21 protein-coding genes and 2 riboswitches are annotated in these 25,948 nt (G+C 64.8%); of the genes, 13 read left to right on the top strand and 8 right to left on the bottom strand.

The window, feature by feature from the left end:
- Positions 1-2: 2 nt before the first annotated feature.
- Together N2603_RS17265 and N2603_RS17260 are read right to left on the bottom strand one after the other, a co-directional pair.
- Positions 3-1,295 carry a hypothetical protein gene (locus N2603_RS17265; protein WP_260389721.1) on the bottom strand — a complete coding sequence of 431 codons (1,293 nt, stop codon included), beginning with the start codon at positions 1,293-1,295 and terminating at the stop codon, positions 3-5.
- Entirely contained in the window at positions 1,292-2,584 is a 1,293-nt protein-coding gene (locus N2603_RS17260) for a hypothetical protein (RefSeq protein WP_260389720.1), read from the bottom strand. Before N2603_RS17260 ends, N2603_RS17265 begins: the two co-directional genes overlap by 4 nt.
- A gap of 349 nt (positions 2,585-2,933) precedes the next feature.
- Between N2603_RS17260 and N2603_RS17255 the strand changes: the two genes are divergently transcribed.
- Together N2603_RS17255 and N2603_RS17250 are read left to right on the top strand one after the other, a co-directional pair.
- Positions 2,934-4,178: a multidrug effflux MFS transporter gene (locus N2603_RS17255; RefSeq protein WP_260389719.1), complete on the top strand. Its 1,245-nt coding sequence runs from the start codon at positions 2,934-2,936 to the stop codon at positions 4,176-4,178.
- Between the two features lie 59 nt (positions 4,179-4,237).
- Complete coding sequence (locus N2603_RS17250; protein WP_260389718.1) at positions 4,238-4,378, top strand: hypothetical protein; 141 nt, start codon at positions 4,238-4,240, stop codon at positions 4,376-4,378.
- A gap of 9 nt (positions 4,379-4,387) precedes the next feature.
- Here N2603_RS17250 and N2603_RS17245 read toward each other — a convergent pair whose 3' ends face one another.
- The 3 genes from N2603_RS17245 to N2603_RS17235 form a co-directional block, all read right to left on the bottom strand.
- Positions 4,388-6,019: a glycosyltransferase family 39 protein gene (locus N2603_RS17245; protein ID WP_341850474.1), complete on the bottom strand. Its 1,632-nt coding sequence runs from the start codon at positions 6,017-6,019 to the stop codon at positions 4,388-4,390.
- A 210-nt stretch (positions 6,020-6,229) separates the two neighbouring features.
- A complete protein-coding gene (locus N2603_RS17240; protein ID WP_260389717.1) occupies positions 6,230-7,837 on the bottom strand; it encodes an ABC transporter substrate-binding protein in 1,608 nt (535 codons plus the stop codon).
- Positions 7,838-7,984: 147 nt separating this feature from the next.
- Complete coding sequence (locus N2603_RS17235; protein WP_260389716.1) at positions 7,985-9,592, bottom strand: ABC transporter substrate-binding protein; 1,608 nt, start codon at positions 9,590-9,592, stop codon at positions 7,985-7,987.
- 271 nt (positions 9,593-9,863) lie between these two features.
- On the opposite strand from N2603_RS17235, the gene N2603_RS17230 reads away from it, so the two are divergent.
- From N2603_RS17230 to N2603_RS17190, 9 genes are all read left to right on the top strand, one after another.
- Positions 9,864-10,994, top strand: coding sequence for a M20/M25/M40 family metallo-hydrolase (locus N2603_RS17230; protein WP_260389715.1), 1,131 nt, complete (start codon positions 9,864-9,866; stop codon positions 10,992-10,994).
- A 203-nt stretch (positions 10,995-11,197) separates the two neighbouring features.
- Positions 11,198-11,302, top strand: a riboswitch (glycine riboswitch).
- Between the two features lie 3 nt (positions 11,303-11,305).
- A riboswitch (glycine riboswitch) is annotated at positions 11,306-11,411 on the top strand.
- 67 nt (positions 11,412-11,478) lie between these two features.
- Positions 11,479-12,780, top strand: a complete 1,302-nt coding sequence (locus N2603_RS17225) for a D-amino acid dehydrogenase (protein ID WP_260389714.1) — start codon at positions 11,479-11,481, stop codon at positions 12,778-12,780.
- Between the two features lie 181 nt (positions 12,781-12,961).
- Positions 12,962-13,903, top strand: coding sequence for an ABC transporter permease (locus tag N2603_RS17220; RefSeq protein ID WP_018647027.1), 942 nt, complete (start codon positions 12,962-12,964; stop codon positions 13,901-13,903).
- 17 nt (positions 13,904-13,920) lie between these two features.
- Complete coding sequence (locus N2603_RS17215; RefSeq protein WP_018647026.1) at positions 13,921-14,808, top strand: ABC transporter permease; 888 nt, start codon at positions 13,921-13,923, stop codon at positions 14,806-14,808.
- A gap of 159 nt (positions 14,809-14,967) precedes the next feature.
- Positions 14,968-16,617, top strand: coding sequence for an ABC transporter ATP-binding protein (locus N2603_RS17210; RefSeq protein WP_260389713.1), 1,650 nt, complete (start codon positions 14,968-14,970; stop codon positions 16,615-16,617).
- A gap of 212 nt (positions 16,618-16,829) precedes the next feature.
- On the top strand, positions 16,830-18,335 hold the full coding sequence (locus N2603_RS17205) for a M81 family metallopeptidase (protein WP_260389712.1): 1,506 nt from the start codon (positions 16,830-16,832) through the stop codon (positions 18,333-18,335).
- A 13-nt stretch (positions 18,336-18,348) separates the two neighbouring features.
- Entirely contained in the window at positions 18,349-19,512 is a 1,164-nt protein-coding gene (locus N2603_RS17200) for a M20 aminoacylase family protein (protein WP_260389711.1), read from the top strand.
- Between the two features lie 2 nt (positions 19,513-19,514).
- Positions 19,515-20,936, top strand: a complete 1,422-nt coding sequence (locus N2603_RS17195) for an amidase (RefSeq protein ID WP_260389710.1) — start codon at positions 19,515-19,517, stop codon at positions 20,934-20,936.
- Between the two features lie 156 nt (positions 20,937-21,092).
- Positions 21,093-21,983, top strand: coding sequence for a crotonase/enoyl-CoA hydratase family protein (locus N2603_RS17190; protein ID WP_260389709.1), 891 nt, complete (start codon positions 21,093-21,095; stop codon positions 21,981-21,983).
- Between the two features lie 120 nt (positions 21,984-22,103).
- Here the strand turns inward: N2603_RS17190 and N2603_RS17185 are convergent, their stop codons facing one another.
- The 3 genes from N2603_RS17185 to N2603_RS17175 form a co-directional block, all read right to left on the bottom strand.
- Positions 22,104-23,081: an NADPH:quinone oxidoreductase family protein gene (locus N2603_RS17185; protein WP_260389708.1), complete on the bottom strand. Its 978-nt coding sequence runs from the start codon at positions 23,079-23,081 to the stop codon at positions 22,104-22,106.
- Positions 23,081-23,689: a 2-hydroxychromene-2-carboxylate isomerase gene (locus tag N2603_RS17180; protein ID WP_018647019.1), complete on the bottom strand. Its 609-nt coding sequence runs from the start codon at positions 23,687-23,689 to the stop codon at positions 23,081-23,083. The genes N2603_RS17185 and N2603_RS17180 overlap by 1 nt, the downstream gene beginning before the upstream one ends.
- Positions 23,690-23,827: 138 nt before the next feature.
- Positions 23,828-24,529: a glutathione S-transferase N-terminal domain-containing protein gene (locus tag N2603_RS17175; RefSeq protein ID WP_260389707.1), complete on the bottom strand. Its 702-nt coding sequence runs from the start codon at positions 24,527-24,529 to the stop codon at positions 23,828-23,830.
- Positions 24,530-24,674: 145 nt separating this feature from the next.
- Between N2603_RS17175 and N2603_RS17170 the strand changes: the two genes are divergently transcribed.
- Together N2603_RS17170 and N2603_RS17165 are read left to right on the top strand one after the other, a co-directional pair.
- Complete coding sequence (locus tag N2603_RS17170) at positions 24,675-25,697, top strand: methionine synthase (RefSeq protein ID WP_260389706.1); 1,023 nt, start codon at positions 24,675-24,677, stop codon at positions 25,695-25,697.
- Positions 25,694-25,930 (top strand): hypothetical protein, encoded by a 237-nt coding sequence (locus tag N2603_RS17165; protein ID WP_260389705.1) that lies wholly within the window; start codon positions 25,694-25,696, stop codon positions 25,928-25,930. Before N2603_RS17170 ends, N2603_RS17165 begins: the two co-directional genes overlap by 4 nt.
- The last annotated feature ends 18 nt before the right edge of the window (positions 25,931-25,948 follow it).

The raw sequence follows: 25,948 nt of genomic DNA, 5'->3' as shown, positions 1-25,948 counted from the left end.
GATCACGTCCGCTGGGATTCGCGCGCAAGCAGGATCCAGAAACAGATCAGCGCCAGCGTGAGCTGGCCGTAGCCGCCCATGAACGCGGTGACCGAGGCTGACGCCAGGATCGGAAGGGCGACCGCAACCGTCAGCGTGGCGACCATCATCACCGCAGGCAGGTCGACGACGAGAACGGCCGCGTAGAGCGCCACCTGGAAGAAGGTGTACTCCTTCGGTCTGGGCGTGCAGAGATAGAGCGCGTACATCGCGAGCACGGTGATGCGCATCGCCGCGGCGGGATGATCGACCAGCCAGTCGTCGAGCGCCTGCAGCAGCGAGGCCTTGCCGGCGCGCCCCTGCGGCCTGACCATGCGCCACACCGAGACAGCGAACGGCGCGAGCACGAGCGTGATCGCGATTGCCGCGTAGAGGCCGATGACGAACAGCTTGCTGCCGGCAAGTCCAATTTGGCCTGCAAGTGTCGAAGCAATCAGGAGCAGCGACGGATTGACCTCGCTTGCGGGCGAATGCTGTCCGGGAATCTGGCCGGTGATCGCGCTGAGCCAGCTCCGCGACAGATCCGGGTAGAACGCCAGCGACGCCAGGATCGGCAAGGCGAACATGCCCGCCGCCACCGCGATCAGAAGCAGCTTGCGTCGCCTCGGCTGCGGCAGGAAATAGAGCGCAGCGAGGACCGGCAAGAACACCAGCTTGAAGGCGGTGACGAGGCCGAGTACGGCCGCACCGGCGAGCTGCGGTACGAGGCTCACCTCACCCCGCTCCCCCGACTGCACGGGACGCAGCAACAATGCGAGCGAGGCCGCCGTCAGCAGGCCGCTGAGGATCTCGAAATTGCCGGTCGCAACGACCCAGTCGAAGCCGAGAAAACCACCGAGCACGAGCACAGCCCGCAGCACGGCGTCTTGCCAGCGCCCTTTGGCCGTGCCGAGACCGGGCAGCAGCAGCGCGCAGATCACCGCAAGGACGAGATAGATCGGCTTGTAATGGGCGACGAGAAAACCGCCGGTGCAGAGCGGCCGAAAGGCGTCGAGGGTGACCGGAAGATAGGGATAGGAAAGTTTCGTGTCCTTCAGGTTCTTGACGAAATAGGGATCGAGCCCCTGGAGGTGAGCATCCACCGCAGCGCAATTGATCCGCACGTCCCAGCCGAACGTATTTTCCGCGGCGAGGTCGACGGTAACGGACATGGCGACCAGCGCCGCCGCGAGCAGGATCAACCAGGTCAGCCAGCGGCTCCCTGACCCGTTCGCGGCCAAGGATCCGGCATCTGCGGACGAGGCGAGGCTCGTCATGAACGCACGTCCTGCGCCTCAAGTCGCATCGGCTCCGCGCGAAAATCGAGCAGCAGGATCCAGAAGCATGCCAGCGCGACAATGAGGAGGACAAAGCCGCCCTCCACCGTGTGTCCCGAAATCGAGACGAGGCCCGGAGCGATGAAGCCGACGGCGAGCATGGCGGCGAGTGCCAGGGCCGGAAGATCGGCGATGAGGACCGCGGCATAGACCGCAAGCTCGAAGAAGGCATATTCCTTGAGGCGCGGCGAGCTGACGTAGAGCGCAAACATTGCGAGCACGGTGACGCGCGAGGCCACGTGGGGATGGTCGATCAGCCAGCGATCGAGCCGCGTCAGAAGCGATCCCCCTGCCCGAACCGGTCCGCTGTCGACCGCGCGGAGGACGGACAGCACGAACGGCACGAGCACGAGCGCGAGTGCGGCGAGCGCATAGGTCGCGAACATCACAGGCTTGCTGTCGCCGAGCCCGACCTGCTCCAGGAGGCTGCGCGCCAGCAGCAGCAGCGACGGATTGGTTTCCATCAGCTCGACGGCATGCTGATCGGGGATCTGCTTCGTCAGCACACCCACCCAGCTCGAGAACAGGTCGGCGTAGAACATCCTCGAGATCAGGATCGGCCATGCGAAGCCGAACGTGGCCACCGCGATCAGCACCAGCTTGCGCGCGCGCGGCAGCGGCAGGAAATAGAGTGCGGCGATCATGGGACAGAACACCAGCTTGAACGAGGTCACGAGACCAAGCAGCGCGGCGCCGCCGACGCGCAAGGCGAAGCCGCGGTCCCCAGCGCCGGATGCCGTTGGGCGAAGCAGCGGCCTCAGCGCGACCGCCGTCAGCACGCCGCCCAGGATCGCGAAATTCCCGGACGCCCAGACCCATTCGAAGCCGATGAACGCGCCGAACACGCAGAGCAGCCTGAGCGCGACATCGCGCGGGCTGGCTCCCGTTCGGCCAAGTCCCGGCAGGAGCAGGCCGCAGAGCACGGCGAGCACGAGATAGACGGCCATGTGATGAGCGACGAGGACGCCGCCCGCGCACACGGGGCGAAACACGTCGAGCGTCACGGGCAGATAGGGGTAGGAGAATCTGGTGCCCTTCAAATTCTTGACGAAATAGGGATCGAGCCCGTCGGCATGGGCATCGACCGCGGCGCAATTGACGCGAACGTCCCAGCCGTAGTTCAGGGGAAGCGTGCCGTCGCTGACGAGATTGCCGAGCACCAGCAGCGCCGTCAGCCCGATCAGCCAGGCAAGCCAAGTGTTTCGCCCAGTGTTTCGCCTTTCGGTCATGTCGACCGAGGGGCCCAACCATCGTGCTACGTCGGACACTGCGAGATACCTGTCTTGCCGGATTCCTCCGGGGCGCGCCTGCGCGGCGCCCCGTCGGGCCACAATGGACAGGATGCGTTGCGGATTCATCTCCCCGGTGCGGCGTCCGCGATCTTATGGTGAATGGCTGGTTGCCGGCGCGCGGCTGGGACGGCGGCGGACCAACAACCCCTCGCCGCCGCCGCCGGGGTGACGGGCTACCTCACCAACTCGTGTCCGCCTTCGTCCCGCCTGACAGCCATCCCGAAACATGGGTTGTGCGCCGCAGCATGGGCGCTAGAAAAAGCCCTGATTTCTAGAGGTGAGCTTCTTGTCCGACGTCAATGCCGACGATTGGGTGTCCTCCGGGCACCGGCCCATGGGTTTTCCCGAATTCGTCATCGTGATCGCGTCCATCATGGCGCTCAATCCGCTCGCGATGGACATGATGCTGCCTGCGCTGCCCAATATCGGGGCGGCATTCAATATCCCCGTCGCCAATCATCTCCAGCTGGTGCTGTCGACCTTCCTGATCGGCTTCGGCGTCGGCCAGTTCGTCATGGGCCCGTTGTCGGATCGCTTCGGCCGCCGCCCGGTGCTGCTCGGCGGCATGGCGGTCTACGCGGTCGCGAGCGTGCTGGCGGTCGCCGCGCCCTCGTTCGAGACGCTGCTGCTGGCGCGCGCGCTGCAAGGGCTCGGCACCTCGGCAACCCGCGTGATCGCGACCTCGATCGTGCGCGACTGCTATGTCGGCCGCCGCATGGCGAGCGTGATGTCGCTCGCGATGATGGTGTTCATCGCCGTGCCCGTGATCGCGCCGTCATTCGGACAGGCGGTGCTGCTGGTGACGGCCTGGCGCGGCATCTTCGTCGTGCTGATGCTCTACGGTCTGCTCGCGCTCGTATGGTGCGTGCTGCGGCTGCCTGAAACCCTCCCCGAATCGGAACGCAGGTCGCTGGCGCCCGCCGACGTGCTCTCGGCCTTCCGCCAGACGGTGACCAACCGCCAGACCATCGGCTATGCGACGGCTGCCGGCAGCGTCATCGGCGCGCTGTTTGCCTATGTGTTCTGCGCCCAGCAGGTCTTCACCGGCGTCTATCATCTCGGTCGCTACTTTCCGCTCGCCTTCGCCGCGATCGCGGCAGGCACCGCCGTGGCGGGCTTCCTCAATTCCCAGCTGGTCGGACGGCTCGGCATGCGCGTGATCTCGCATGGCGCGCTGACGCTCTATACCGTGGTGGCGGGCGTGATGCTGCTGACGGAGATTCTCGGCGTGCTGCCGCTCTCCCTGTTCATGGTGCTCTCGGCGCTGATGATGTTCTCGTTCGGCATGATGGTGGCGAACTTCACCGCGCTCGCCATGGAGCCGCAGGGCCACATCGCCGGCACCGCTTCATCGCTCTACGGCTCGATCACGACCCTGATCGGCATCGTGGTCGGCATGGCGATCGGCCAGAGCTTTGACGGCACGCTGCTGCCGTTCTCGGTCGGCTTCTTCCTGTCGACGCTGGCTGCGCTCGCGATCGTGCTGGTGGTGGAAAAAGGACGGCTGTTCAGGCCGCATCATCGTCCGTGAGTTGAGGAACTTCCCGGCGGCCTCGATGTTGTACTGCAGCAATTCGAAAGGCCTCTGCCATGGAACTGGAACTCCGCAAAGACCACCACGCCTCGGAGCCGAAGGACTTGAAGCGTTCCGAGCCGAATGCGGAGCAGGCCGCGTTCACCGCACCATTTGCCAGCGAAGGGCTGGAGCAAGTGCGCGACAGCCATTGCTGAGCCCGCGCCCTACTCCGCAGCCCGCCTGCTGGCGCTGAATTCTTCGGCAGCGCCCTCCGGTGCCGAGCTTCTTCCGCGCGGCGGCACCATCAATACAACCACCTCACGCGTCACGCCGGGCTTGCCCCAAAGCATTGCCTGCACCGTGAACTCGCGCTTGACGAAATGCTCGGCGCGCGAAGACACCCCCTCCATCCAGCGGTTGCAATAGTCCTGGCCGCGGAAACAGAGCGCGGCCCAGCCGCGGTCCAGCGTCGTCTTGCGCGGCAGGCCCCAATTGTACTGATACGCGAACGGCCGTGCATAACGCGGATGGTCGGGGCCGTAGAATGCGGTCGCAAACGCCAGCGAATCGTCGCCGCTGACGGCGCTCAGCGGCTCGCCGGTCAGCTCGCGCCATTCGCGGGTCAACTCGTTCGCCGCCTGCACGTAGAAATTCCGGCCTTCTTCATAGCCGTGGTCGTTGCGATAGACGGCATGGATCGGGGCTGCGACCAGAACGGCGGCGAGCGCGACGCCGGCCACGATCACCGTGACGTTGACGGTGTAGAAGCGCTCGATCGGATAGCGCGTGCCGCAGACCACGAGAACTGCGAACAGGAACAGCCCCTGCAACGCCCATAGCGACGGCAAATCGGTCCCCATCGCGAGCGAAATCAGCACCGGCAGCGCGATCGTTCCGACCGCAACGTAGAAGAGAAGTCGCAGGCCCGGGCTCATCGCGGCAAAGTCGGCCGGAAACTGCTTCAGCCGCGTGCCGGCGATCAACGCCCAGAACACCGCCGACACGCTCGCGGCGGCCGCCAGCCCCAGCAGGAAGTTTCTGACCTCACTGAGCGAGCTCACCACATTGCCGTTTGCGTGGGCCAACGCATAGGTGAAGGTCGATGCGCCGGTCGTCGCGAGCCAATACAGATGCGGCGACAGCGCTGCGAGCCCGACGATGACCGAAATCCAGGGCGATGCCGAGAAGAAATAGGCGCGCCGCTCCGGGTGCGCCAACGCGGCAAAGGCGAAGCTCGCGACGAGGAAGATCGAGTAATATTTGCCGACCATCGCCAGCGCCGTCGTGAATCCGACCGCAACCGCCCATGGCGCGGTGCGCGTCTCGAACGCGCGCAGGAAGCACCAGGTCGCCAGCGGCCAGATCGCAAGCAGCACCGCATTGGCGTTGAAACGCTGGGCGTGGAATTGATAGGCCGGCGTCAACATCAACAGCAGCAGCACCAGCACGCGCTTGTGCCCGGTCACGAACCGCCGCGAGATCAGATCGACGAAGAACAGCGCGAGCCCGGCATTGGCCATCGCCATCAATTGCAGCGACCAGTCGCTGAGCGGAAACACCGAGGTCCAGGCTGCCGTAACCCACCCCATCAGCGGCGGATGCTTGTGATAGCCGAAGGCGAAATTCCGTCCCAGCGCCCAGGCCTCAAGCGTATCGGGGTGCAGGCCGCTACCGGCATAGGCAATGCGCAGATAGAGCGTCCAGATTGCAACGAAGCAGGCGATGAGAAGCGGCACGGCCCAGCCCGCCTCGACGTGGTCGAGCCAACGCAGGAAAGGCCGGCGCCAGCGCGCCGGCGCGCGATCGGACCGTTCGGCCATCGCCTGGAATGCAAAATCGAACGGCACGGGAAGCAACTGAGGACAGGAAAGTGATGCGAAGACGCCACATCTATTTCAGGATGGAAACAAATAGCAACAATTGGAAACTGGAAAAATTAAAAAGCGGCCCGCCCTCTCACCCCACGCAAGAATAACAAACAAAAACGGCGCCGCTGACGACAGCGGCACCGCGGCGTAACGTTGGCGTAACGTTCGGAGCGAAAGGTGCGAGGCCGCACCCTCCCCTTACTCTGACTTGTCGATGTTCCAGAACACCGGGGTTGCCGGGCCGTCGAGCACGCCGGTGAGCGACTTCCGCCACGCGCTCGGCGCCTGATATTGACCCAGCGGCATGTAAAGCACCTGGTCATAGGCTTCCTTCTGGATCTCGGACGCGATCTTCTTCTGCTCCTCCGCCGAGGTCGCGCGAACGAAGGCGTCCTTGAGCTGCTCGATCTTGGCGTCCTCAGCCCAGCCGAACCAGCCGCCCTTCCTGCCCTGCCCGCCGACGGCGACGTTGGAGATCGGGTTGTCCACGTCGGCGCTGACCCAGTTGGTGATGAACATGTTCCAGCCGCCCTCCTTCGGGGGCTTCTGGCTGGCGCGCCGGCTCACCACCGTCTGCCAGTCGGTCGCCTGCAGGTCGACCTTGAAGCCGGCTTCGCGCAGTTGCTGAGCCACCACGATCGGTTGCGCCTTCAGCAGCAGCACGTCGCCCGGCGCCATGAGCACGATCGGTGTCCCATCGTAACCGGACTCGGCGAGCGCCTTCCTGGCCGCAGCCATGTCGCCGCCCTTCGCGAGGGTCTCGCCGCCAATGTCCGTCGCGAACGGCGTGTCGCAGATGAAGGCCGCAGCACAAGTCTTGTAGTATTTGGGATTGCCGATCAGCGCATCGAGCACGTCCTTCTGCTTGACCGCCAGGAATGCGGCGCGGCGGACCTTGACGTTGTCGAACGGCGGATGGAGGAAGTTCATCCGTGCGCCCGTCTGGAATCCGAACTTGTTCAGGATCTCGATCTTGAGCTCCTTGTCGGCTTCGATGGCGGGCAACATTTCGATGGCAGGATATTCCATGAAATCGACGTCGCCCGACTGCAGCGCGTTCAACGCCGTCTGCGCGTCCGGCATCGTGATCCATTCGACGCGGTCGACCTTCACCACCTTGCCGCCGGTGCTCCAGCTCGCCGGCTCCTTGCGCGGCACATAGTCGGTGTTCTTGACATAGACCGACTTCACGCCTGGCTGGAATTCGCCCTGCACGAATTTGAAGGGGCCGGAGCCGATCTGCTCCGGGATCTGCTTGTCCACCGGCGTCTCGGCGAGACGCTTCGGCATCATGAAGGCGACCCGCGAGGACGGCTTGCCGATCGATTCCAGCACGAGCGCGTACGGCTCCTTCAGCTTCAGCGTGATGGTCTTGGGGTCGGTCGCCTCGATGCTCGCGGTGAACAGCATCATCTGCTGCCCCATCCCGTCGACAGCGGCCCAGCGCTTCAGGGAGGCGACGCAATCTTCCGCGGTGACGGGCGCGCCGTCATGCCACTTCAGACCGTCGCGGAGCGTGAAGGTGTAGGTCAGCTTGTCGTCGGAGATCTTCCAATCCGCCATCTGCGGCTGGATCTTGAAGTTCGAATCCGTCGCGATCAGCGTGTCGTAGACCATGTAGCCATGGTCGCGCGAGATGTAGGCGCTGGTGAAGATCGGATCGAGGATGCGCAGATCCGAATGCATCACGGCGGTGATGGTCTTGCCTGCGGCAAGAACCGGCGAGGCCAGTGCGGAAAGGGCCACCACCGAAAGCGCAAGTCTTGAAGCGAACGCGAGACGTCCCCGGCGCATCATTTCGAACATCGAAGGTCTCCTGACGGTTCTTTTGGCAATTTTCTTGGAAGTTCTTTTGGCAGTTCTCCAGGCAAGCGGCGCCGCTGATGACAGCGGCGCCGCGTAACGTTCGGGACGAAAGGCGCGCGATGCGCCTTTCCTTACTTGGACTGGGGTTTACTCAGACTTGTCGACGTTCCAGAACAGCGGCGTTGCGGGGCCGTCGAGCACACCGGTGAGCGATTTGCGCCAGCCGCTCGGCAGCAGGTACTGCCCGAGCGGGATGTAGATCACCTGCTCATAGGCTTCCTTCTGGATGTCGGCCGCGATCTTCTTCTGCTCGTCGATCGAGGACGCGCGGACGAAGGCGTCCTTGAGCTGCTCGATCTTGGCGTCTTCCGCCCAGCCGAACCAGCCCTTCTTGCCCTGGCCGCCGATCGAGAGATTGGCGATCGGGTTGGACACGTCGGCCGCGACCCAGTTGGTGAAGAACATGTTCCAGCCACCCTCCTTCGGCGGCTTCTGGCTGGCGCGGCGGCTCACCACCGTCTGCCAGTCGGTCGCCTGCAGGTCGACCTTGAAGCCGGCCTCGCGCAGCAGCTGGGCAGCCACGATCGGCTGCGCCTTGAGCGTCGTGACGTCGCCAGGCGCCATCACCACGACCGGGGTGCCGTCGTAGCCGGACTCGGCGAGCGCCTTCTTGGCTTCCGCCATGCCGTTGCCCTTCACCAGGGTTTCGGCGCCGACCTCGGTCGCGAACGGCGTGTCGCAGACGAAGAACGCGCCGCAGATCTTCTGGTACTTGGCATTGCCGACGAGCGCGTCGAGAACGTCCTTCTGGTTCATCGCCAGCAAGGCAGCACGGCGCACCTTCACGTTGTCGAACGGCGGATAGAGGAAGTTCATCCGGCCGAGGGTCTGGAAACCGAACTTGTTGGAGACCTCGATCGTGAGCTCCTTGTTCGCTTCCAGCACCGGCAGCATGTCGTAGGGCAGGTTTTCCATGAAGTCGATGTCGCCCGACTGCAGCGCGTTCACAGCGGTCTGCGAGTCCGGCATCGTGATCCACTCGACGCGGTCGACCTTCACCACCTTGCCGCCGGAGGTCCAGCTCGCCGGCTCCTTGCGCGGCACGTAATCGGTGTTCTTGACGTAGACCGCCTTCACGCCGGGCTGGAATTCGCCCTGCACGAACTTGAAGGGACCCGATCCGATCTGTTCGGGGATCTGCTTGTCCGGCGGCACCTCGGCGAGACGCTTCGGCATCATGAAGGCGACGCGCGAGGACGGCTTGCCGATGGAGTCGAGGACGAGGCCGTAGGGTTCCTTCAGCTTCAGCGTGATGGTCTTGGCGTCGGTCGCCTCGAGGCTCGCGGTGAAGTCCCAGAGCTTCTGGCCCATGCCGTCGACCGCGGCCCAGCGCTTGAGCGAGGCGACGCAGTCTTCCGCCGTCACGGGCGCGCCGTCATGCCACTTCAGGCCGTCGCGCAGCGTGAAGGTGTAGGTGAGCTTGTCGTCGGAGATCTTCCAGTCCGCCATCTGCGGCTGGATCTTGAAATTCGAATCGGGGGCCACCAGCGTGTCGTAGACCATGTAGCCATGGTCACGCGTGATGTAGGCCGTGGTGAAGATCGGATCAATGATGCGAAGGTCGGAATGCATCACCGCGGTAAGGGTCTTGCCGGCCGCAAGCACCGGCGAGGCCAGTGCCGTTGAAAGCGCGACGACCGACAGCGCAAGTTTGGAGGCGAACGCGCGAGGCCCCCGGCGCATGAAGTTGGACATAAAAAGTTTCTCCTGACGTGAAACTGTTCAAAGGCAGGTTATTGGTTGAGCATCCGGTTCGTTCCTTGGGCGAACTAACCTCATGCAATGCCTTTATCTTTTCGAGACTTGCAGACAGTGTTGAGCGCGTCAATCCGGTTTCGTTGCAAGCCCTCGCAGCGCGCGCACGGGCTCCACAAAGATCGGATTGGCTCTACAACGCTCTCCGCTTGTCCTGCCCCCGCGCCGATGCAATGCGCGTTCCATCTTTCGCAGCTTGAGAGACATTAAGATGAATCCAGCCAATCTTCCCTTCGATTCCGAGGCCATGCTCGAGGGCCTGCGCACCTGGGTGGAATGCGAGAGCCCGACCTGGGACGCGAACGCGGTGAACCGCATGCTCGATATCGCAGCGCGGGATATGGCCATCATGGGTGCGACGATCGAGCGCATCGCCGGCCGTCAGGGTTTTGGCGGCGTGATCCGCGCGCGTTTTCCGCATCCGAAACGGGGCGAGCCGGGAATCCTGATCGCCGGTCACATGGATACCGTCCATCCGGTCGGCACCATCGAGAAGCTGAAATGGCGGCGCGAGGGCAACAGGTGCTACGGCCCCGGCATCTACGACATGAAGGGCGGCAACTATCTCTCGCTGGAAGCGATCCGGCAGCTGGCGCGCGCCTCGTTCACGACGCCGCTGCCGATCACCGTGCTGTTCACGCCCGACGAGGAAGTCGGCACGCCTTCGACGCGCGACATCATCGAGGCGGAAGCCGCGCGCAATAAATACGTGCTGGTGCCCGAGCCCGGCCGCGCCGACAACGGCGTCACCACCGGACGTTACGCCATCGCACGCTTCAATCTCGAGGCGACGGGACGGCCGAGCCACGCCGGCGCGACGCTGTCGGCGGGCCGTTCGGCAATCCGCGAAATGGCGCGGCAGATTCTCGCAATCGACGCGATGACGACGGAGGACTGCACCTTTTCGGTCGGCGTCGTGCATGGGGGACAATGGGTCAACTGCGTTGCCACGACCGCGACCGGCGAAGCGCTGTCGATGGCCAAGCGCCAGGCCGATCTCGACCGCGGCGTCGAGCGGATGCTGGCACTCTCGGGCACCAACAACGACGTCACCTTCAAGGTCACCCGCGGCGTGACGCGGCCGGTGTGGGAGCCGGATGCCGGCACCATGGCGCTGTACGAGAAGGCGCGCGGCATCGCCAAATCCCTCGGCGCGGAATTACCGCATGCGAGCTCCGGCGGCGGCTCCGACGGCAACTTCACCGGTGCGATGGGAATCCCAACTCTCGATGGCCTTGGCGTGCGCGGCGGCAACGGCCACACGCTCGAGGAGTTCATCGAGATCGATAGCCTCGTCGAACGCGGGCGCTTGATGGCGGGATTGCTGGCGACGCTGGAGTGACGGCGCAGCCGTCATTCCGGGGCGATGCGACAGCATCGAACTATGGTGCGCGATTGCGCACCTGAGAATCTCGAGATTCCGGGTTCGCGCTACGCGCGCCCCGGAATGACTGCGACAACATCGCACTGCACAATGCGTTGGCAGTCGCGGTCTAAATTTAGCCTTGTCTAAAAATGAGGCGTATCGTACTGCTCGATCGTCCACGCGACGATGCGGGAGAGATCGCAACGAAGGTTTTCGGCTTTCGTTGCGGCGCCGACGGAGCAACCGCCCCGGAAACTCTCAGGCAAAAGGACCGTATCGTCAGGACGATCTGGAGAGAGGCGGCGCGATTTCAGGCAATCGTGGCGTCCACCGAAGGGGATAGTCCGTTGCGTGATCCGCAGCGGATCAAGCTCTCAGGTAACCGTGACAGATGGGGCGCCGCCAACGGCCTTTGGCCGGCGGTCAGCCTATCCTAACTCACGGGAGCCCCGAACCTGCCATGACCCATATCGCCATCATCGGCGCCGGCATCACCGGCGTGACGACTGCCTATGCCCTGCTCGAACGCGGCTTTGAGGTGACGGTGCTCGACAAGCACCGTTATGCCGCGATGGAGACATCATTCGCCAATGGTGGACAGCTCTCCGCCAGCAATGCCGAAGTGTGGAACAGCACCGCGACGATCCTGAAAGGCCTGCGCTGGATGTTCCGGCGCGACGCGCCGCTGCTGATGAACCCGCGGCCGAACTGGCACAAATATTCGTGGATGAGCGAGTTCGTCGCCAACATCGGCAACTACCGCGCCAATACGATCGAGACCACGCGGCTCGCGATCGAAGCCCGCAAGCATCTGTTCGAGATCGCAGCGCGCGAAGGCATCGACTTCGATCTCGAGCGCCGCGGCATCCTCCACATCTATCACGACAAGACGGGTTTCGAATCCGGCCTGCGCGTCAACGCGCTGTTGCAGGAAGGTGGCCTCGATCGCCGTCCGGTGACGCCGGAGGAGATCCGCGCGATCGAGCCGACGCTGCGCAAGGCGTATTATGGCGGCTTCTACACGCCGTCGGATGCGACCGGCGATATCCACAAGTTCACCCGCGGGCTGGCGGACGCCTGCAAGCGGCGCGGCGCGACCTTCATCCACGAGGCCAATATCGATTCAATCGCGCGCGCCGGCAGCGGCTTCGTGCTCGGCTGGGCCGATCTTGCTGCAAGCGATGCCCTCGCCTCCGCGCGCGGCATGCTGAAGGCGGACGGTGTCGTGGTCTGCGCCGGCGTCGCCAGCCGCCACTTCGCGGCCCTCCTCGACGATCGCATCAACGTCTACCCGGTGAAGGGCTACTCGATCACCGTGCAGCTCGACACCGCCGAGAGCCGCAACGCGACGCCGACCGTGAGCCTGCTCGACGAAGCCGCCAAGATCGTCACCAGCCGGCTCGGTGCCGATCGCTTTCGCGTTGCCGGCACCGCCGAGTTCAACGACTTCAATCGCGACATCCGCGCCGACCGCGTGCAGCCGCTGGTCGACTGGGTGCGCAGCAACTTCCCCGCCATCGAGACCTCGCGCGTCGTGCCCTGGGCCGGGCTGCGCCCGATGATGCCGAACATGATGCCGGTGGTGCGCGCGGGGCGGATTCCGGGCGTGTTCTTCAACACCGGCCACGGCCATCTCGGCTGGACCCTGTCGGCCGCCACCGCGCAGATGATCGCCGGGACCATCGACGGCTGGCGCGGGCTCAATGCGCCGCCGACCGTTCCTTCACTTGGGGTTGAGCGTGAGCTGCGTCATGCATCCTGAGTGGTTGAAGCCGGCGGGCGGCGGCCTCTTGCGACTGCCCTGCCCTTGGCACACAATTTGCCCCGAAAGACCGGCATCTCCGGCCGGCTTTCCCAGCCCGAGTGACAGGCGCGCATGATAGACACGTTCGAATCCACGGGCGCCCCAGGGGCCCACAAGTTCCGCAGCCGGAGATAGGTGCATGCTAGGTTATCTCATTCGCCGCGTTCTGGCCGCGGTGCCCGTGATGGGCGTCGTCGCGCTGTTCGTGTTCCTGCTGCTGCGGCTGACGCCGGGCGATCCCGCCGCGATCCTCGCCGGCGACAATGCGACGCCGGAGCGGCTCGAGCGCATCCGCGAATCGCTCGGCCTCAACGAGCCCCTGATCGTGCAGTTCATCACCTGGGTGAACAAGCTGCTGCACGGCGACCTCGGAACATCGCTGATCTCCAACCTGCCGGTGATGAAGATGATCGGCCAGCGCGTCGAGCCGTCGATCTCGATCGCGCTGTGCACCATCATCCTCGCCGTCATCGTCGCGGTTCCCTTGGGGGTGATCGCGGCGTGGAAGCACGGCACCTGGATCGACCGCTTCGTCATGGGCCTGTCGGTCCTGGGCTTCTCCGTGCCGGTGTTCGTGGTCGGCTATGTCCTGATCGAGGTCTTCGCGATCGATCTGCGCCTGGTGCCGGTGCAGGGCTTCCGCAGCATCTTCAACGGTTTCGGGCCGTTCTTCGAGCGCATGATCCTGCCGACCTGCGCCCTGTCCTTCATCTACATCGCGCTGATCGCGCGCATGACGCGCGCGGCGATGCTCGACGTTCTCGGCGAAGATTACGTGCGAACGGCACGTGCGAAAGGCATCAACGAGGTTGCCGTGATGATGCGGCATGCGCTGCGCAATGCCGCCGTGCCCGTGATCACCGTGATCGGCACCGGCTTTGCGCTGCTGATCTCCGGCGTCGTCGTCACCGAGAGCGTGTTCAACATCCCCGGCATCGGGCGCCTCACCGTCGATGCGGTGCTGGCGCGCGACTATCCGGTGATCCAGGCCATGATCCTGCTGACGTCGCTGATCTACGTCGTCGTCAATCTTCTCATCGACGTCGCCTATACCCTGCTCGATCCCCGGATCCGGTACTGAGGCAAGGACAAGAACAAATGTCGGTCGATACCCTTCCCCAGTCGTCCATTCCGATCACGTCGCCGCTGCGGCCGCGCTTCGGATTCCTGACCTCGACGCCGATCATCGCGACGGCGACGTTCCTGCTCGCCCTGATCGTGGTGATCTCGATCCTCGCGCCGCTGATCGCGCCGCATGATCCGATCCAGCTTGCGCCGTCGCAGCGATTGAAGCCGGCTTCGGCGCAATTCCTGCTCGGCACCGACGCATACGGACGCGACCTGTTGTCGCGCGTGGTCTATGGCGGCCGCATCTCGCTTCTGATCGGCATCGGCTCGGCGATCCTGTCGATCGTCATCGGCCTTTCGATCGGCCTCGTCTCCGGCTTCTTCAAGCTGGTCGATTCCGTGATGATGCGCATCATGGACGGCCTGATGGCGATGCCGAGCATCCTGCTCGCGATCGCGGTGGTCTCGCTCTCCGGCGCCAGCATCTGGACCGTGCTGATCGCGATCACGATCCCTGAGATTCCGCGCGTGGCGCGCCTGGTCCGCTCGGTCGTGCTGTCGGCGCGCGAGGAGCCTTACGTCGAGGCCGCGATCTCGGTCGGCTCGAGCCTGCCGAAGATCATGTGGCGCCACCTGATGCCGAACACGATCGCGCCGCTGATCGTCCAGGGCACCTACGTCTGCGCCTCCGCGATCCTCACCGAGGCGATCCTCTCCTTCCTCGGCGCCGGCATCTCGCCGGAGACGCCGACCTGGGGCAACATCATGGCCGAGGGCCGCCAGTACTTCCAGATCAAGCCGTCGCTGATCTTCTGGCCGGGCCTCTTGCTCTCGATCGCCATCCTCAGCATCAACCTGATCGGCGACGCCGCCCGTGACGCCCTCGATCCCCGCATGAAGCAGCGGGAGGGGAAGTGATTTGTTTCGCCGACCCATCCCCTTGTTCCGTCATTGCGAGCGAAGCGAAGCAATCCAGTCTGCCTCCGCGGAAAGATTCTGGATTGCTTCGTCGCTACAGCGCAAAATTGCTCTGCAATTTTGTCGCGGGCTTCCTCGCAATGACGACGGAGTGACCTGATGACCAACCCTGTTCTCGACATCAACAACCTCGTCGTCTCCGTCGGCAAGAAGCCGGGCGGTGCGAAGATCATCGACGGCATCTCGATCCAGGTGCGCGAGCGCGAGACGCTGTGCCTCGTCGGCGAAAGCGGCTCGGGCAAATCGGTGACCTCGCTCACCACGATGGGCCTGTTGCCGAAGGGCACGCTGGTGCCGACCTCCGGCAGCGTCAAGCTGGTCGGCGAAGAGCTGCTCACCGCGACCGACCGCCGCCTGCGCCAGCTCCGCGCAACGCAGATGGCGATGATCTTCCAGGAGCCGATGACCGCGCTCAATCCGGTGGTGCCGGTCGGCCGCCAGATCGACGAGGTGCTGCGCGCCCACACCAAGCTCGATGCGAGGGCGCGCAAGAAGCGCATCCTCGACATGATGGAGCAGGTCCGCCTGCCCCAGGTCGAGCGCATCTTCGCCTCCTACCCGCACCGCCTCTCCGGCGGCCAGCGCCAGCGCATCATGATCGCGATGGCGCTCGTGCTGGAGCCCAAGCTGCTGATCGCCGACGAGCCGACCACCGCGCTCGACGTCACCACGCAGAAGCAGATTTTGACCCTGATCCGCGACCTCCAGCGCGATCACGGCACCGCCGTGCTGTTCATCACCCACGACATGGGCGTGGTGGCCGAGATCGCCGACCGCGTCGCGGTGATGCGGCAGGGCCGCCTCGTCGAGACCGGTCCGCTCGAGACCGTGCTGCGCAATCCGACCATGGAATATACCCGCAACCTGCTGGCCTCGGTGCCGAGCCTGGTGCCGCGGCCGCCGCGCGAGGAGAGCCGCGAGCCTGTCGTGCTCGAGGCCAACGACCTCAGCAAGGTCTACAAGGAGCGTGCGTTCTTCGGCAAAGGCCGCGAGGTCGTCGCCGCCGACAAGGTCACTCTGACGCTGCGCAAGGGCCGCACGCTCGGCATCGTCGGTGAGAGCGGCTCGGGCAAGTCCACTGTGGCGCGCTGCATCGTCCGCCTGATCGATCCGACCTCGGGCGGCGTGCGCCTGGCCGGCCGCGAGATCTCCGACATCTCGCGCCGCCTGCTGCAGCCGCACCGGCAGAAGATCCAGATCGTGTTCCAGGATCCCTACCGCTCGCTCAACCCGCGCGTGACCGTCGGCGAGAGCATCGCCGAAGGCCCGATCAATTACGGCACCTCGCATGCGGACGCGATGAAGCGCGCCCGCGAGCTGCTCGAGCTCGTCGGCCTGCCGGCCGACGCGGTGTCGCGCTATCCGCACCAGTTCTCCGGCGGCCAGCGCCAGCGTATCGCGATCGCCCGCGCCCTCGCGCTCGATCCGGACGTGCTGGTCGCGGACGAAGCCGTCTCCGCGCTCGACGTCTCGGTGCAGGCGCAGGTGCTGGAACTGCTCGACGAGATCCAGAAGCGGCTCGGCATCGCCATCCTGTTCATCACCCATGACCTGCGCGTCGCCGCGCAAATCTGCGACGAGGTCGTGGTGATGCAGCACGGCCGTGTCGTCGAACAGGGCCCCGCCGCCGAAGTGCTGACGCATCCGAAGGAGGCCTACACCAGGGCGCTGCTGGATGCGGCGCCGGGACGTGACTGGGACTTTGCGAACTTCCGGCCGGTGACGGAGGGTGTGGGGACCACGGCTTGATCCGCATACTCCGTCATTGCGAGCGAAGCGAAGCAATCCAGACTGCCCCCGCGGAAAGATTCTGGATTGCTTCGCTTCGCTCGCAATGACGGTGAGCGCTGCAAGCATTCCCAAAATAGCTTGAGGCCATGCGTGGCGCGATTGTCTGCCTTGCTTGCGCTTGTCGCAAAGGCAGGTAACGTCGCGGCATTCTTTGCCTGGGACTTGAATTGATGACACGTATCGCCGTCGGCGGCTTCCTGCACGAGACCAACACTTTCGCCCCGACCAAGGCGACGTTCGCGGATTTCCAGCATGGCGGCGGCTGGCCGGCGATGACTGAAGGTGCCGACGTCTTGAGGGTGATGCGGCGCATCAATGTCGGCCTTGCCGGTTTCGTCGACAGCGCCGAAGCGAACGGCTGGGAACTCATCCCGACCATTGCCTGCGGTGCGAGCCCGTCGGCGCATGTCACCAAGGATGCGTTCGAGCGCATCGTGAAGGTCATGGTCAACGGCATCAAAGCCGCGGGCCCGATCGACGCGGTCTATCTCGACCTGCACGGCGCGATGGTGACCGAACATCTCGATGACGGCGAAGGCGAGATCCTGGCGCGTGTGCGGCGCGTCATCGGCAAGGATGTTCCGCTGGTCGCGAGCCTCGACCTGCACGCCAATGTCACGCCCGCAATGATGGATCATGCGGACGCGCTGATCGCATACCACACCTATCCGCATGTCGACATGGCCGACACCGGCCGCGCCTGTGCAAAGCATCTCGCGTTGTTGCTGACGACCAGGCAGCGGTTTGCAAAATCATTCCGGCAATTGCCGTTCCTGATCGCGATCAGCTGGCAATGCACCAACGACTTCCCCACCAGGGGCATTTACGAAAAGCTTGCCGCGCTGGAGAGCGATGCGGTTCCGACACTCTCCTTCGCGCCCGGCTTCCCCGCCGCCGATTTTCGTGACTGCGGCCCGAGTGTGTTCGCCTATGGCAAGACGCAAGAAGACGCGGACCGGGCGGCGGACGCGATCGTCAAGCTGATCGAAAGCCACGAGGACGATTTCGACGGCAAGATCTGGACACCCGACGACGGCGTGCGCCATGCGATGGAACTTTCGAAGGGCGCGAGCAAGCCGATCATCATCGCCGACACCCAGGACAATCCCGGCGCCGGCGGCGATTCCGACACCACGGGCATGCTGCGTGCGCTGGTGCGGAACAAGGCGAGTGCCGCGACCGGCGCCATCTACGATCCGGAATCGGCGAAGGCCGCGCACGCGGCCGGTGTCGGCGCCACCGTGACGCTGTCGCTCGGCGGCAAGTCCGGCATCCCCGGCGACGAGCCCTATCGCGAGACGTTTGTGGTCGAAAAGCTCTCCGACGGCCGCTTCATCGCGCCCGGCCCCTATTACGGCGGCCGCGAGATGGAGATGGGTCCCTCCGCAGCCTTGCGTATCGGCGACGTCCGCGTCGTCGTCTCCTCGCACAAGGCCCAGCTCGCCGACCAGGCGATGTACCGCTATGTCGGCATCGAGCCGACACAAGAGAAGATCCTGGTCAACAAGAGCTCGGTGCACTTCCGCGCCGATTTCGAGCCGATCGCGGAGACGCTGATGATCTGCGCCGCGCCCGGCGCGATGCCGGCCGACACCGCGTCTCTCCCCTGGACGCGCCTGCGCCCGGGCATCCGCATCAAGCCGAACGGCCCCGCTTTCAAATCCCCTTCACGCTAACCGGACAGGACACATGCCCACCATCGACCGCATCGACGGCTATGCCGACGAACTCACTGCCATCAGGCGCGACCTCCACGCCCACCCCGAGATCGGCTTCGAGGAAGTGCGCACCTCCGGCATCGTTGCCGACAAGCTGAAGAGCTGGGGCATCGAGGTGCATCGCGGCCTCGGCGGCACCGGCGTGATCGGCGTCATCAAGGGCAAGGGCTCGGGCGGCAAGCGCATTGGCCTCCGCGCCGACATGGATGCGCTGCCGATGGAAGAGAACACCAATCTGAAATGGAGCTCGAAGATCCCCGGCCGCTTCCACGGCTGCGGCCATGACGGCCACACCACGATGCTGCTCGGCACCGCGCGCTATCTCGCCGAGACCCGGAATTTCGACGGCACCGTGCATCTGATCTTCCAGCCGGCCGAGGAAGGTCTCGGCGGTGCTCGCGCCATGATCAAGGACGGGCTGTTCGAGAAGTTCCCCTGCGACGAGCTCTACGGCCTGCACAACGCGCCCGACCTCAACCATGGCGAGATCGCGATCCTGCCCGGCCCGGCGATGGCCAGCGCCGACTTCTTCGACCTTCGCATCACCGGCTACGGCGCGCATGGCGCGATGCCCGAACGCTCCAAGGACGCGGTGATCATCGCCACGACGCTGGCGCAGGCGATCCAGACCATCGTCAGCCGCAACGTCGAGCCGCTGCAGGCCGCCGTCATCTCGATCACGCAGATCCATGCGGGTTCCGCCTATAACGTCATCCCCGGCGAAGCGCATCTGTGCGGCACCATCCGCACCTTCTCGAATGAAGTCCGCGCCCTGATCGCCGAACGCATCCGCACCATCTGCGCCGGCATCGCGGCCGCCTATCAGTGCACGATCGAAGCCGACATCCGCGACACGTTCGGTGTCCTGGTCAACCAGGTCGAGCAGTCCAAGGTGGTCGAGGAGGTCGCGCGCACCATCGTCGATCCCGCCAACGTGATCACCCGCGCCCAGCCGAAGATGGGCAGCGAGGATTTCGCCGACATGCTCCAGACCATTCCCGGTGCCTATTTCTGGGTCGGCCATGACGGCTCGGTGCCCGTGCACAATCCCGGCTTCGTGCTCGACGACAAGATCCTGCCGATCGGCGCCAGCATGTTCGCCCGCATCATCGAGACCCGTATGCCGGTGGGCTAGCAATGCACAAGAAGAGCCCTGATGAAGCGGTCACCTCGCTGCACGATCTGTCCGCGGTCGACCTGATCGCGGGCTATCGGGCCAAGCAGTTCTCGCCGAGCGAGGTGCTGGAGGATTTGCTCGCGCATGTCGCTGCGTGGGAACCGCATCTGAAGGCGCTCTATGCCTTCGATCCCGACAGCGCGCGCGAGACCGCAAAGGCCTCGACCGCGCGCTGGACCGGCGGCGAGCCGGCAGGTGCACTCGACGGCGTGCCTGTCACGGTGAAGGACAACATCGCGACCAGGGGCGTGCCGGTGCCGCTGGGCGCGGCCAGCGTCAAGCTGGTGCCGGCCGAGAAGGACGCCCCGCCCGCCGCGCGTCTGCGCGAGGCCGGTGCGATCATCTTCGCCAAGACCACCATGCCCGATTACGGCATGCTGTCCTCCGGGCTCTCAAGCTTCCACGCGCTCGCGCGCAATCCCTGGGACCTCAGCAAGAACCCGGGCGGCTCCAGCGCCGGCGCAGGCGCCGCTGCCGCGGCCGGCTATGGTCCCCTCCATCTCGGCACCGATATCGGCGGCTCGGTCCGGCTGCCCGCAGGCTGGTGCGGCCTCGTCGGCCTGAAGCCGAGCTTTGGCCGCGTGCCGATCGATCCCACCTATGTCGGCCGTGTCGCCGGTCCCATGACCCGCACCGTCGATGATTGCGCGCTGATGATGAGCGCGATCGCAAAACCCGACCGGCGCGACGGCATGAGCCTGCCCGCCGAGCCGCTCAACTGGAAGGGACTGGAGAAGTCCCCGCGCAAGCTGCGCATCGGGCTGATGCTCGATGCCGGCGTCGGCCTGCCGGCAGAAAGGCCGGTCCGTGAAATTGCCGTGAAGGCCGCAAAGGCGTTCGAATCCGCAGGTAGCGTCGTCACCGAAGTCGACGGCATTTTGACGCGCGAGATGCTCGACGGCCTCGACAATTTCTGGCGTGCGCGGATGTGGGACGATCTGTCAAAACTGACGCCGGCTGAACAGGCAAACGTGCTGCCCTACATCTTCAAATGGGGCGCATCCGGCGCAAAGCTCTCGGGTGTGGATGTCATCCGCGGCTTCAACCAGACCATGGCGATCCGCGCGGCGGCATCAAAGTTATTCTGCGAGCTCGACTACGTGATCTCGCCGACCGCGCCGAACGTGAACTATCCGGCGGACTGGGCTTCACCCACCAATGATCCCATGAGGCCGTTCGAGCACATCTGCTATACCGTGCCGTGGAATATGTCGGAAAACCCTGCGGTCTCCCTCAACGGCGGTTTCGACGCCAACGGTTTTCCCATCGGCGTGCAGATCGTCGGCCGCCGCTTCGACGACATCGGCGTGCTCGGCATGGCCAAGACTTTTGAAGGCCTGCGCGGCGCGCAGCGGCCCTGGCCCAAGCCGCCGGCAAAGTAGCTGTAGTTCAGTCATTCCGGGTTGCGCCCTCTTGGCGCAAGCCCGGAATCCATTCATCCGCACAAGTGGTGTGGACAATGGATTCCGGGCTCGCGCTTCGCGCGCCCCGGAATGACGTGCTACAGAGAGAACAACAAATAACGGAAGGAAACCACCATGGCGTATGAGACGATCAAGTACGAGGTCGCCGAGCAGATCCTCACCATCACGCTGAACCGGCCCGACAAGCTCAACGCCTTCAACGCACAGATGCAGACAGAGCTGATCGACGCGTTCGACGCCGCCGACAAGGACGACAATGTCCGCGCCATCATCGTCACCGGCGCCGGCCGCGGCTTTTGCGCCGGCGCGGATCTGTCGTCGGGCGCCGACACCTTCGATCGCGACGCGCGACGCGGACCCGTCAAGCGTTTTGCCGACGGCAAGGTCGACTACAGCGACCCGCAGGTGCGCGACGGCGGCGGCCAAGTGACCTTGCGCATCTTCAAATGCCTCAAGCCCGTCATCGCCGCGGTGAACGGGCCCGCCGTCGGCATCGGCGTCACCATGCAGCTCGCGATGGACATCCGCATCGCCTCGGAGGCCGCGCGCTTCGGCTTCGTGTTCTCCCAGCGCGGCATCGTGCCGGAGGCCGCCTCGAGCTGGTTCCTGCCGCGCATCGTCGGCATCTCGCAGGCGCTGGAATGGTGCTATTCGGGTCGCGTCTTCCCGGCGCAGGAAGCGCTGGCGGGGCGTCTCGTCAGCAAGGTCGTGCCTCCCGACGATCTGCTCCCGACCGCCCGCGCGCTCGCCAAGGAGTTCGCCGCCAAGACCGCGCCGGTATCGGTTGCGCTGATCCGCCAGATGATGTGGCGCATGATGGGCGCCGATGATCCCATGGAAGCCCACAAGGTCGACAGCCGCGGCATCTACACCCGCGGCCGTTCGGAGGATGTGAAGGAAGGCGTGGTCTCGTTCCTGGAGAAGCGGCCGGCGCAGTTCAAGAACAAGGTCTCGACGGACATGCCGGACTATTTCCCGTGGTGGACGGAGCGGGAGTATAAGTAAGGCTCTCGTAGGGTGGGCAAAGCGAAGCGTGCCCACCATTCTTGCTTTGCTTCCCGATGGATGGTGGGCACGGCGCAAGAGCGCCTTTGCCCACCCTACGGCACCGTCACTACAGCACCGTCACTCCATCACCAGCGCCACGCGCCCGATCGCCTTGCGGTCGATCAAGAGCCGCATCGCTTTGGCGTACTCTTCCAGCGGCAGGCGGTGCGAGACGTTGGGGCGCAGCTTGCCCTCCTCCGCCCATTGCAAGAGCGCCTTCAGGCGGACCTCGCCGAGCGCGGGGTTCTTCCGTACCGCTTCGCCGGCGCGCACGCCGAGCACGCTGGCGCCCTTGATCAGCAAGAGATTGGTCTTGGCCGAGCCGATGCCGCCCGTAAAACCGATCACCAGCAGCCGCGCGCCCCAGGCGATGCAGCGCATCGAGTCTTCAAAGACCTGGCCACCGACGGGATCGAACACGACATCAGCGCCGCGACCATCGGTGATGCGCTTGACGGCGTCACGAAACGGCTCGCGGTCGTAGCGCACGAGATGATCGGCGCCGCGCGATTTCGCGATCGCGAGCTTTTCATCGCTGGAGGCGGTCGCGATCACGGTTGCACCCAGCATCTTGCCGATCTCGACGGCGGCAAGGCCGACACCCCCGCCGGCGCCGTGCACCAGCAGCACCTCACCCGGCTCGACCCGGCCGCGATCGATCAGCGCGTGATAGGCCGTGCCGTGGCCGGCGAGATAGGTCGCAGCCTCCGCGTAGTCGAACGTCGACGGCTTAGGCGTGAGCTGCGCCGGCGTCACAACGGCTTCGTCGGTAAAGGCGCCATGGCGCATCTTGACGATGACCTTGTCGCCGATTGCGACGCCCCTCGCCTCCGCGCCAACTTCGGTGACATCTCCGGCAGCCTCCATGCCCGGCGTGAACGGCAGCTCGGGCTTGAGCTGATATTCGCCGGCGGCCATCAGCACATCAGGAAAATTCAAGCCAGCGGCGCGGATCGCGACGCGCACCTCGCCGGGCCCCAGGGCGCGCGACGGAGACTGCTCCAGCCGCAGCGTTTCGGGCGCGCCGAGCGCGCGGCAGACGACAGCGCGCACCATCAGGCCGCGCTCGCCTTGCTGCGCTCAAGGGCCTCGCGGATCAGCGGCAGGCGGTCATTGCCGAAATACATGTCGGTCTTGCCCACAAAGATCGTCGGCGAGCCGAAGCCGCCGCGCGCGACGACCTCTTCGGTGTTGGCCTTGAGCTGGTCCTTGATGCCCTGCTCGGAAATGCCGGCGAAGAATTTCTGCTCGTCGATACCGACCTTTTTGCAGATCCCGGCGAGCACCGCGTCCTGCGAGATGTCCTTGTCCTCGCCCCAATAGGTCTCGAACAAGGCGGTCGCGAACGGCACCATGTCTTTGCCGAGCCAGATGCAGCCGCGCATGGCCTTGACGCTGTTCACCGGGAACACCGTCGGCGGCATCTTGATCGACAGGCCCGCCGAGCGCGCCCAATCGGCAAGATCCTTTTTCATGTAGCGCGCCTTCAGCGGCACCGGCTTCTCGCGCTGGGCGTAGACGCTGGGGTTGACGGTGTTGAAGATGCCGCCGACCAGGATCGGCCGCCAGACGATCTCGGCGCCAAGCTCTTTCGCCAGCGGCTGGATGTTGTGGAAGGCGAGATAGGTCCAGGGGCTGGAGCAGTCGAAGAAGAATTCGATCATGACGTTTCCTTGTGGCTTGTTTGTCTCGATCTCTCCCCGTCATTGCGAGGAGCGGAGCGACGAAGCAATCCAGACTCTTTCCGCGGAACCAGTCTGGATTGCTTCGCTTCGCTCGCAATGACGAGGAGGCAGCAGTGCCTACCTCTTTCCCAACACTTCCTTAGCCCTCTGGCCGAACATGATCTTGCGTGATTCCTCGTCGAACGGCTCTTTCACGAATTTGCCGATCGCAAGCCCGGCCTGCACCTGCGGCCGCGCGCGCACCTCGGCGTACCAGCGTTTGACGCTCGGATAGTCATCGAGCGTAAAGCCCTGCGCCTTGTGGGTCATGGTCCAGGGGAAACAGGCGATGTCGGCGATGGAATAGTCCCCGGCGACATAGGCGCCGGTTTTGGCCAATTGCCGGTCGAGCACGCCATAGAGCCGCGCCGCCTCGTCGCGATAGCGCTCGATCGCATAAGGGATCTTCTCGGCCGCATAGAGCGCGAAATGGCCGTGCTGGCCGAGCATCGGCCCCAACCCCGCCATCTGCCACATCACCCATTGAATGGTGGTGGAGCGCCCGCGCAAATCAGCCGGCAGCAAACGGCCGGTCTTCTCCGCCAGATAAATCAGGATCGCGCCAGTCTCGAACGCCGAGAACGGCGCGCCGCCGTCGGCGGGTTCGTGATCGATGATCGCGGGAATGCGGTTGTTCGGGGAGATGGCCAGAAACTCAGGATTGAACTGCTCGCCAGCGCGGATATTCACCGGGATCACCTTATAAGGGAGCCCGAGTTCCTCCAGCATGATCGAGATTTTCCAGCCGTTCGGCGTCGGCGCGTAATAGAGGTCGATCATGACCTTTCCATTGGCCTTTCCTCTGGCCCTTTCTTGGGCCTTCCCTGTCGCCGCCGCTGGAATAGAGAGCGACTTTCGTTGTTCTGTACCTCGACGTTAGGACATGGCAGGAAGGGGCGCAACTCAACCTGCCGGGAGGGCCGCCATGCTGTTTCCAACCACGATCGCCGGCTCCCTGCCGAAGCCGGAATGGCTCGCCGAGCCCAACATGCTCTGGGCGCCCTGGAAGTCCGAAGGCGACGAACTTGCCCGCGCCAAGCGTGACGCGACGCTGATCTGGCTGAAGATCCAGGAGGACGCCGGCATCGATATCGTCACCGAAGGCGAGCAGTCCCGGCAGCATTTCGTGCACGGCTTCCTGGAGAAGATCGAGGGCATCGATTTCGCCCACAAGGTCGAGATGGGAATCCGCAAGGACCGCTACAAGGCAATGGTACCGCAAGTGGTCGCGCCGCTCCGGCTGAAGGACCGCGTCCATGCCTTCGAGGCGCGCGTCGCGCGCACGCACACGAAGAAGAAGCTGAAATTCACCCTGCCCGGCCCGATGACCATCATCGACACCATCGCCGACCGCTACTATGGCGACCGCGTCAAGATGGCGTTCGCCTTCGCCGAGCTGCTCAACGAGGAAGCCAAGGCGTTGCAGGCCGACGGCGTCGATCTCGTGCAGTTCGATGAGCCCGCCTTCAACGTCTACATGGACGAGGTCAACGACTGGGGCATCAAGGCACTGGAGCGCGCCGCGCAAGGCCTCACCTGCGCCACCGCCGTGCACATCTGCTACGGCTACGGCATCAAGGCCAATACGGACTGGAAGGAGACGCTTGGGAGCCAATGGCGGCAATACGAGCAGATCTTCCCCGCGATCGATGCGAGCCCGATCCAGCAGGTCGCGATCGAGTGCCGCAATTCCAAGGTGCCGCTCGACCTGCTCGCTCTGCTCAAGACAAAGATCGTGCAGGCCGGAGTGATCGACGTCGCCAGCGACACGGTCGAGACCGCCGAGGACGTCGTGAAGGTGATCGACGCGGTGTCGAAATTCGTGCCCAAGAGCAACATCATCGCCACCACCAATTGCGGCATGGCGCCGATGCGGCGCGAGATCGCGGAAGCCAAGCTGATGGCGCTCGGCGCCGGCGCCGCGCTGGCTCGCGAGAAGCTGGGATGACGGGGGCGATCCGTCTGGTCCTCGTCGTCGCGGGGCTCGCAGCGGTCGCGCTGCCGGCGCACGCGGAGGATCGCTCGGTGCTGTTGAATTGCAAAGCCATGCTGGAGCGCGCGTCCAAGGATGCGAATGCCGCGAGCGAAGCCGAGCTGACCCGCTGCCGTCAGGTCATCCGCGAATGGGCGCTGCGCGACGCCCGGACGACAGTGGATGAACAGGGGCGGCCGCTGCGCTAGGGCGCGTACTCATAAACC

The sequence above is a fragment of the Bradyrhizobium huanghuaihaiense genome, assembly GCF_025200885.1.
In the GTDB taxonomy this organism is placed as follows: domain Bacteria; phylum Pseudomonadota; class Alphaproteobacteria; order Rhizobiales; family Xanthobacteraceae; genus Bradyrhizobium; species Bradyrhizobium huanghuaihaiense.
The sequence above is the reverse complement of the archived record's forward strand: the minus strand, read 5'-3'. Positions and strand labels throughout refer to the sequence as shown.

What these genes read in the sequence shown, in the direction of transcription:
- N2603_RS17265 (WP_260389721.1), bottom strand. Translation starts at nt 1,295, where the DNA reads ATGACGAGCCTCGCCTCGTCCGCAGATGCCGGATCCTTGGCCGCGAAC.
- N2603_RS17260 (WP_260389720.1), bottom strand. Translation starts at nt 2,584, where the DNA reads ATGACCGAAAGGCGAAACACTGGGCGAAACACTTGGCTTGCCTGGCTG.
- N2603_RS17250 (WP_260389718.1), top strand. Translation starts at nt 4,238, where the DNA reads ATGGAACTGGAACTCCGCAAAGACCACCACGCCTCGGAGCCGAAGGAC.
- N2603_RS17240 (WP_260389717.1), bottom strand. Translation starts at nt 7,837, where the DNA reads ATGTTCGAAATGATGCGCCGGGGACGTCTCGCGTTCGCTTCAAGACTT.
- N2603_RS17235 (WP_260389716.1), bottom strand. Translation starts at nt 9,592, where the DNA reads ATGTCCAACTTCATGCGCCGGGGGCCTCGCGCGTTCGCCTCCAAACTT.
- N2603_RS17230 (WP_260389715.1), top strand. Translation starts at nt 9,864, where the DNA reads ATGAATCCAGCCAATCTTCCCTTCGATTCCGAGGCCATGCTCGAGGGC.
- N2603_RS17225 (WP_260389714.1), top strand. Translation starts at nt 11,479, where the DNA reads ATGACCCATATCGCCATCATCGGCGCCGGCATCACCGGCGTGACGACT.
- N2603_RS17220 (WP_018647027.1), top strand. Translation starts at nt 12,962, where the DNA reads ATGCTAGGTTATCTCATTCGCCGCGTTCTGGCCGCGGTGCCCGTGATG.
- N2603_RS17215 (WP_018647026.1), top strand. Translation starts at nt 13,921, where the DNA reads ATGTCGGTCGATACCCTTCCCCAGTCGTCCATTCCGATCACGTCGCCG.
- N2603_RS17210 (WP_260389713.1), top strand. Translation starts at nt 14,968, where the DNA reads ATGACCAACCCTGTTCTCGACATCAACAACCTCGTCGTCTCCGTCGGC.
- N2603_RS17205 (WP_260389712.1), top strand. Translation starts at nt 16,830, where the DNA reads ATGACACGTATCGCCGTCGGCGGCTTCCTGCACGAGACCAACACTTTC.
- N2603_RS17200 (WP_260389711.1), top strand. Translation starts at nt 18,349, where the DNA reads ATGCCCACCATCGACCGCATCGACGGCTATGCCGACGAACTCACTGCC.
- N2603_RS17195 (WP_260389710.1), top strand. Translation starts at nt 19,515, where the DNA reads ATGCACAAGAAGAGCCCTGATGAAGCGGTCACCTCGCTGCACGATCTG.
- N2603_RS17190 (WP_260389709.1), top strand. Translation starts at nt 21,093, where the DNA reads ATGGCGTATGAGACGATCAAGTACGAGGTCGCCGAGCAGATCCTCACC.
- N2603_RS17185 (WP_260389708.1), bottom strand. Translation starts at nt 23,081, where the DNA reads ATGGTGCGCGCTGTCGTCTGCCGCGCGCTCGGCGCGCCCGAAACGCTG.
- N2603_RS17180 (WP_018647019.1), bottom strand. Translation starts at nt 23,689, where the DNA reads ATGATCGAATTCTTCTTCGACTGCTCCAGCCCCTGGACCTATCTCGCC.
- N2603_RS17175 (WP_260389707.1), bottom strand. Translation starts at nt 24,529, where the DNA reads ATGATCGACCTCTATTACGCGCCGACGCCGAACGGCTGGAAAATCTCG.
- N2603_RS17170 (WP_260389706.1), top strand. Translation starts at nt 24,675, where the DNA reads ATGCTGTTTCCAACCACGATCGCCGGCTCCCTGCCGAAGCCGGAATGG.
- N2603_RS17165 (WP_260389705.1), top strand. Translation starts at nt 25,694, where the DNA reads ATGACGGGGGCGATCCGTCTGGTCCTCGTCGTCGCGGGGCTCGCAGCG.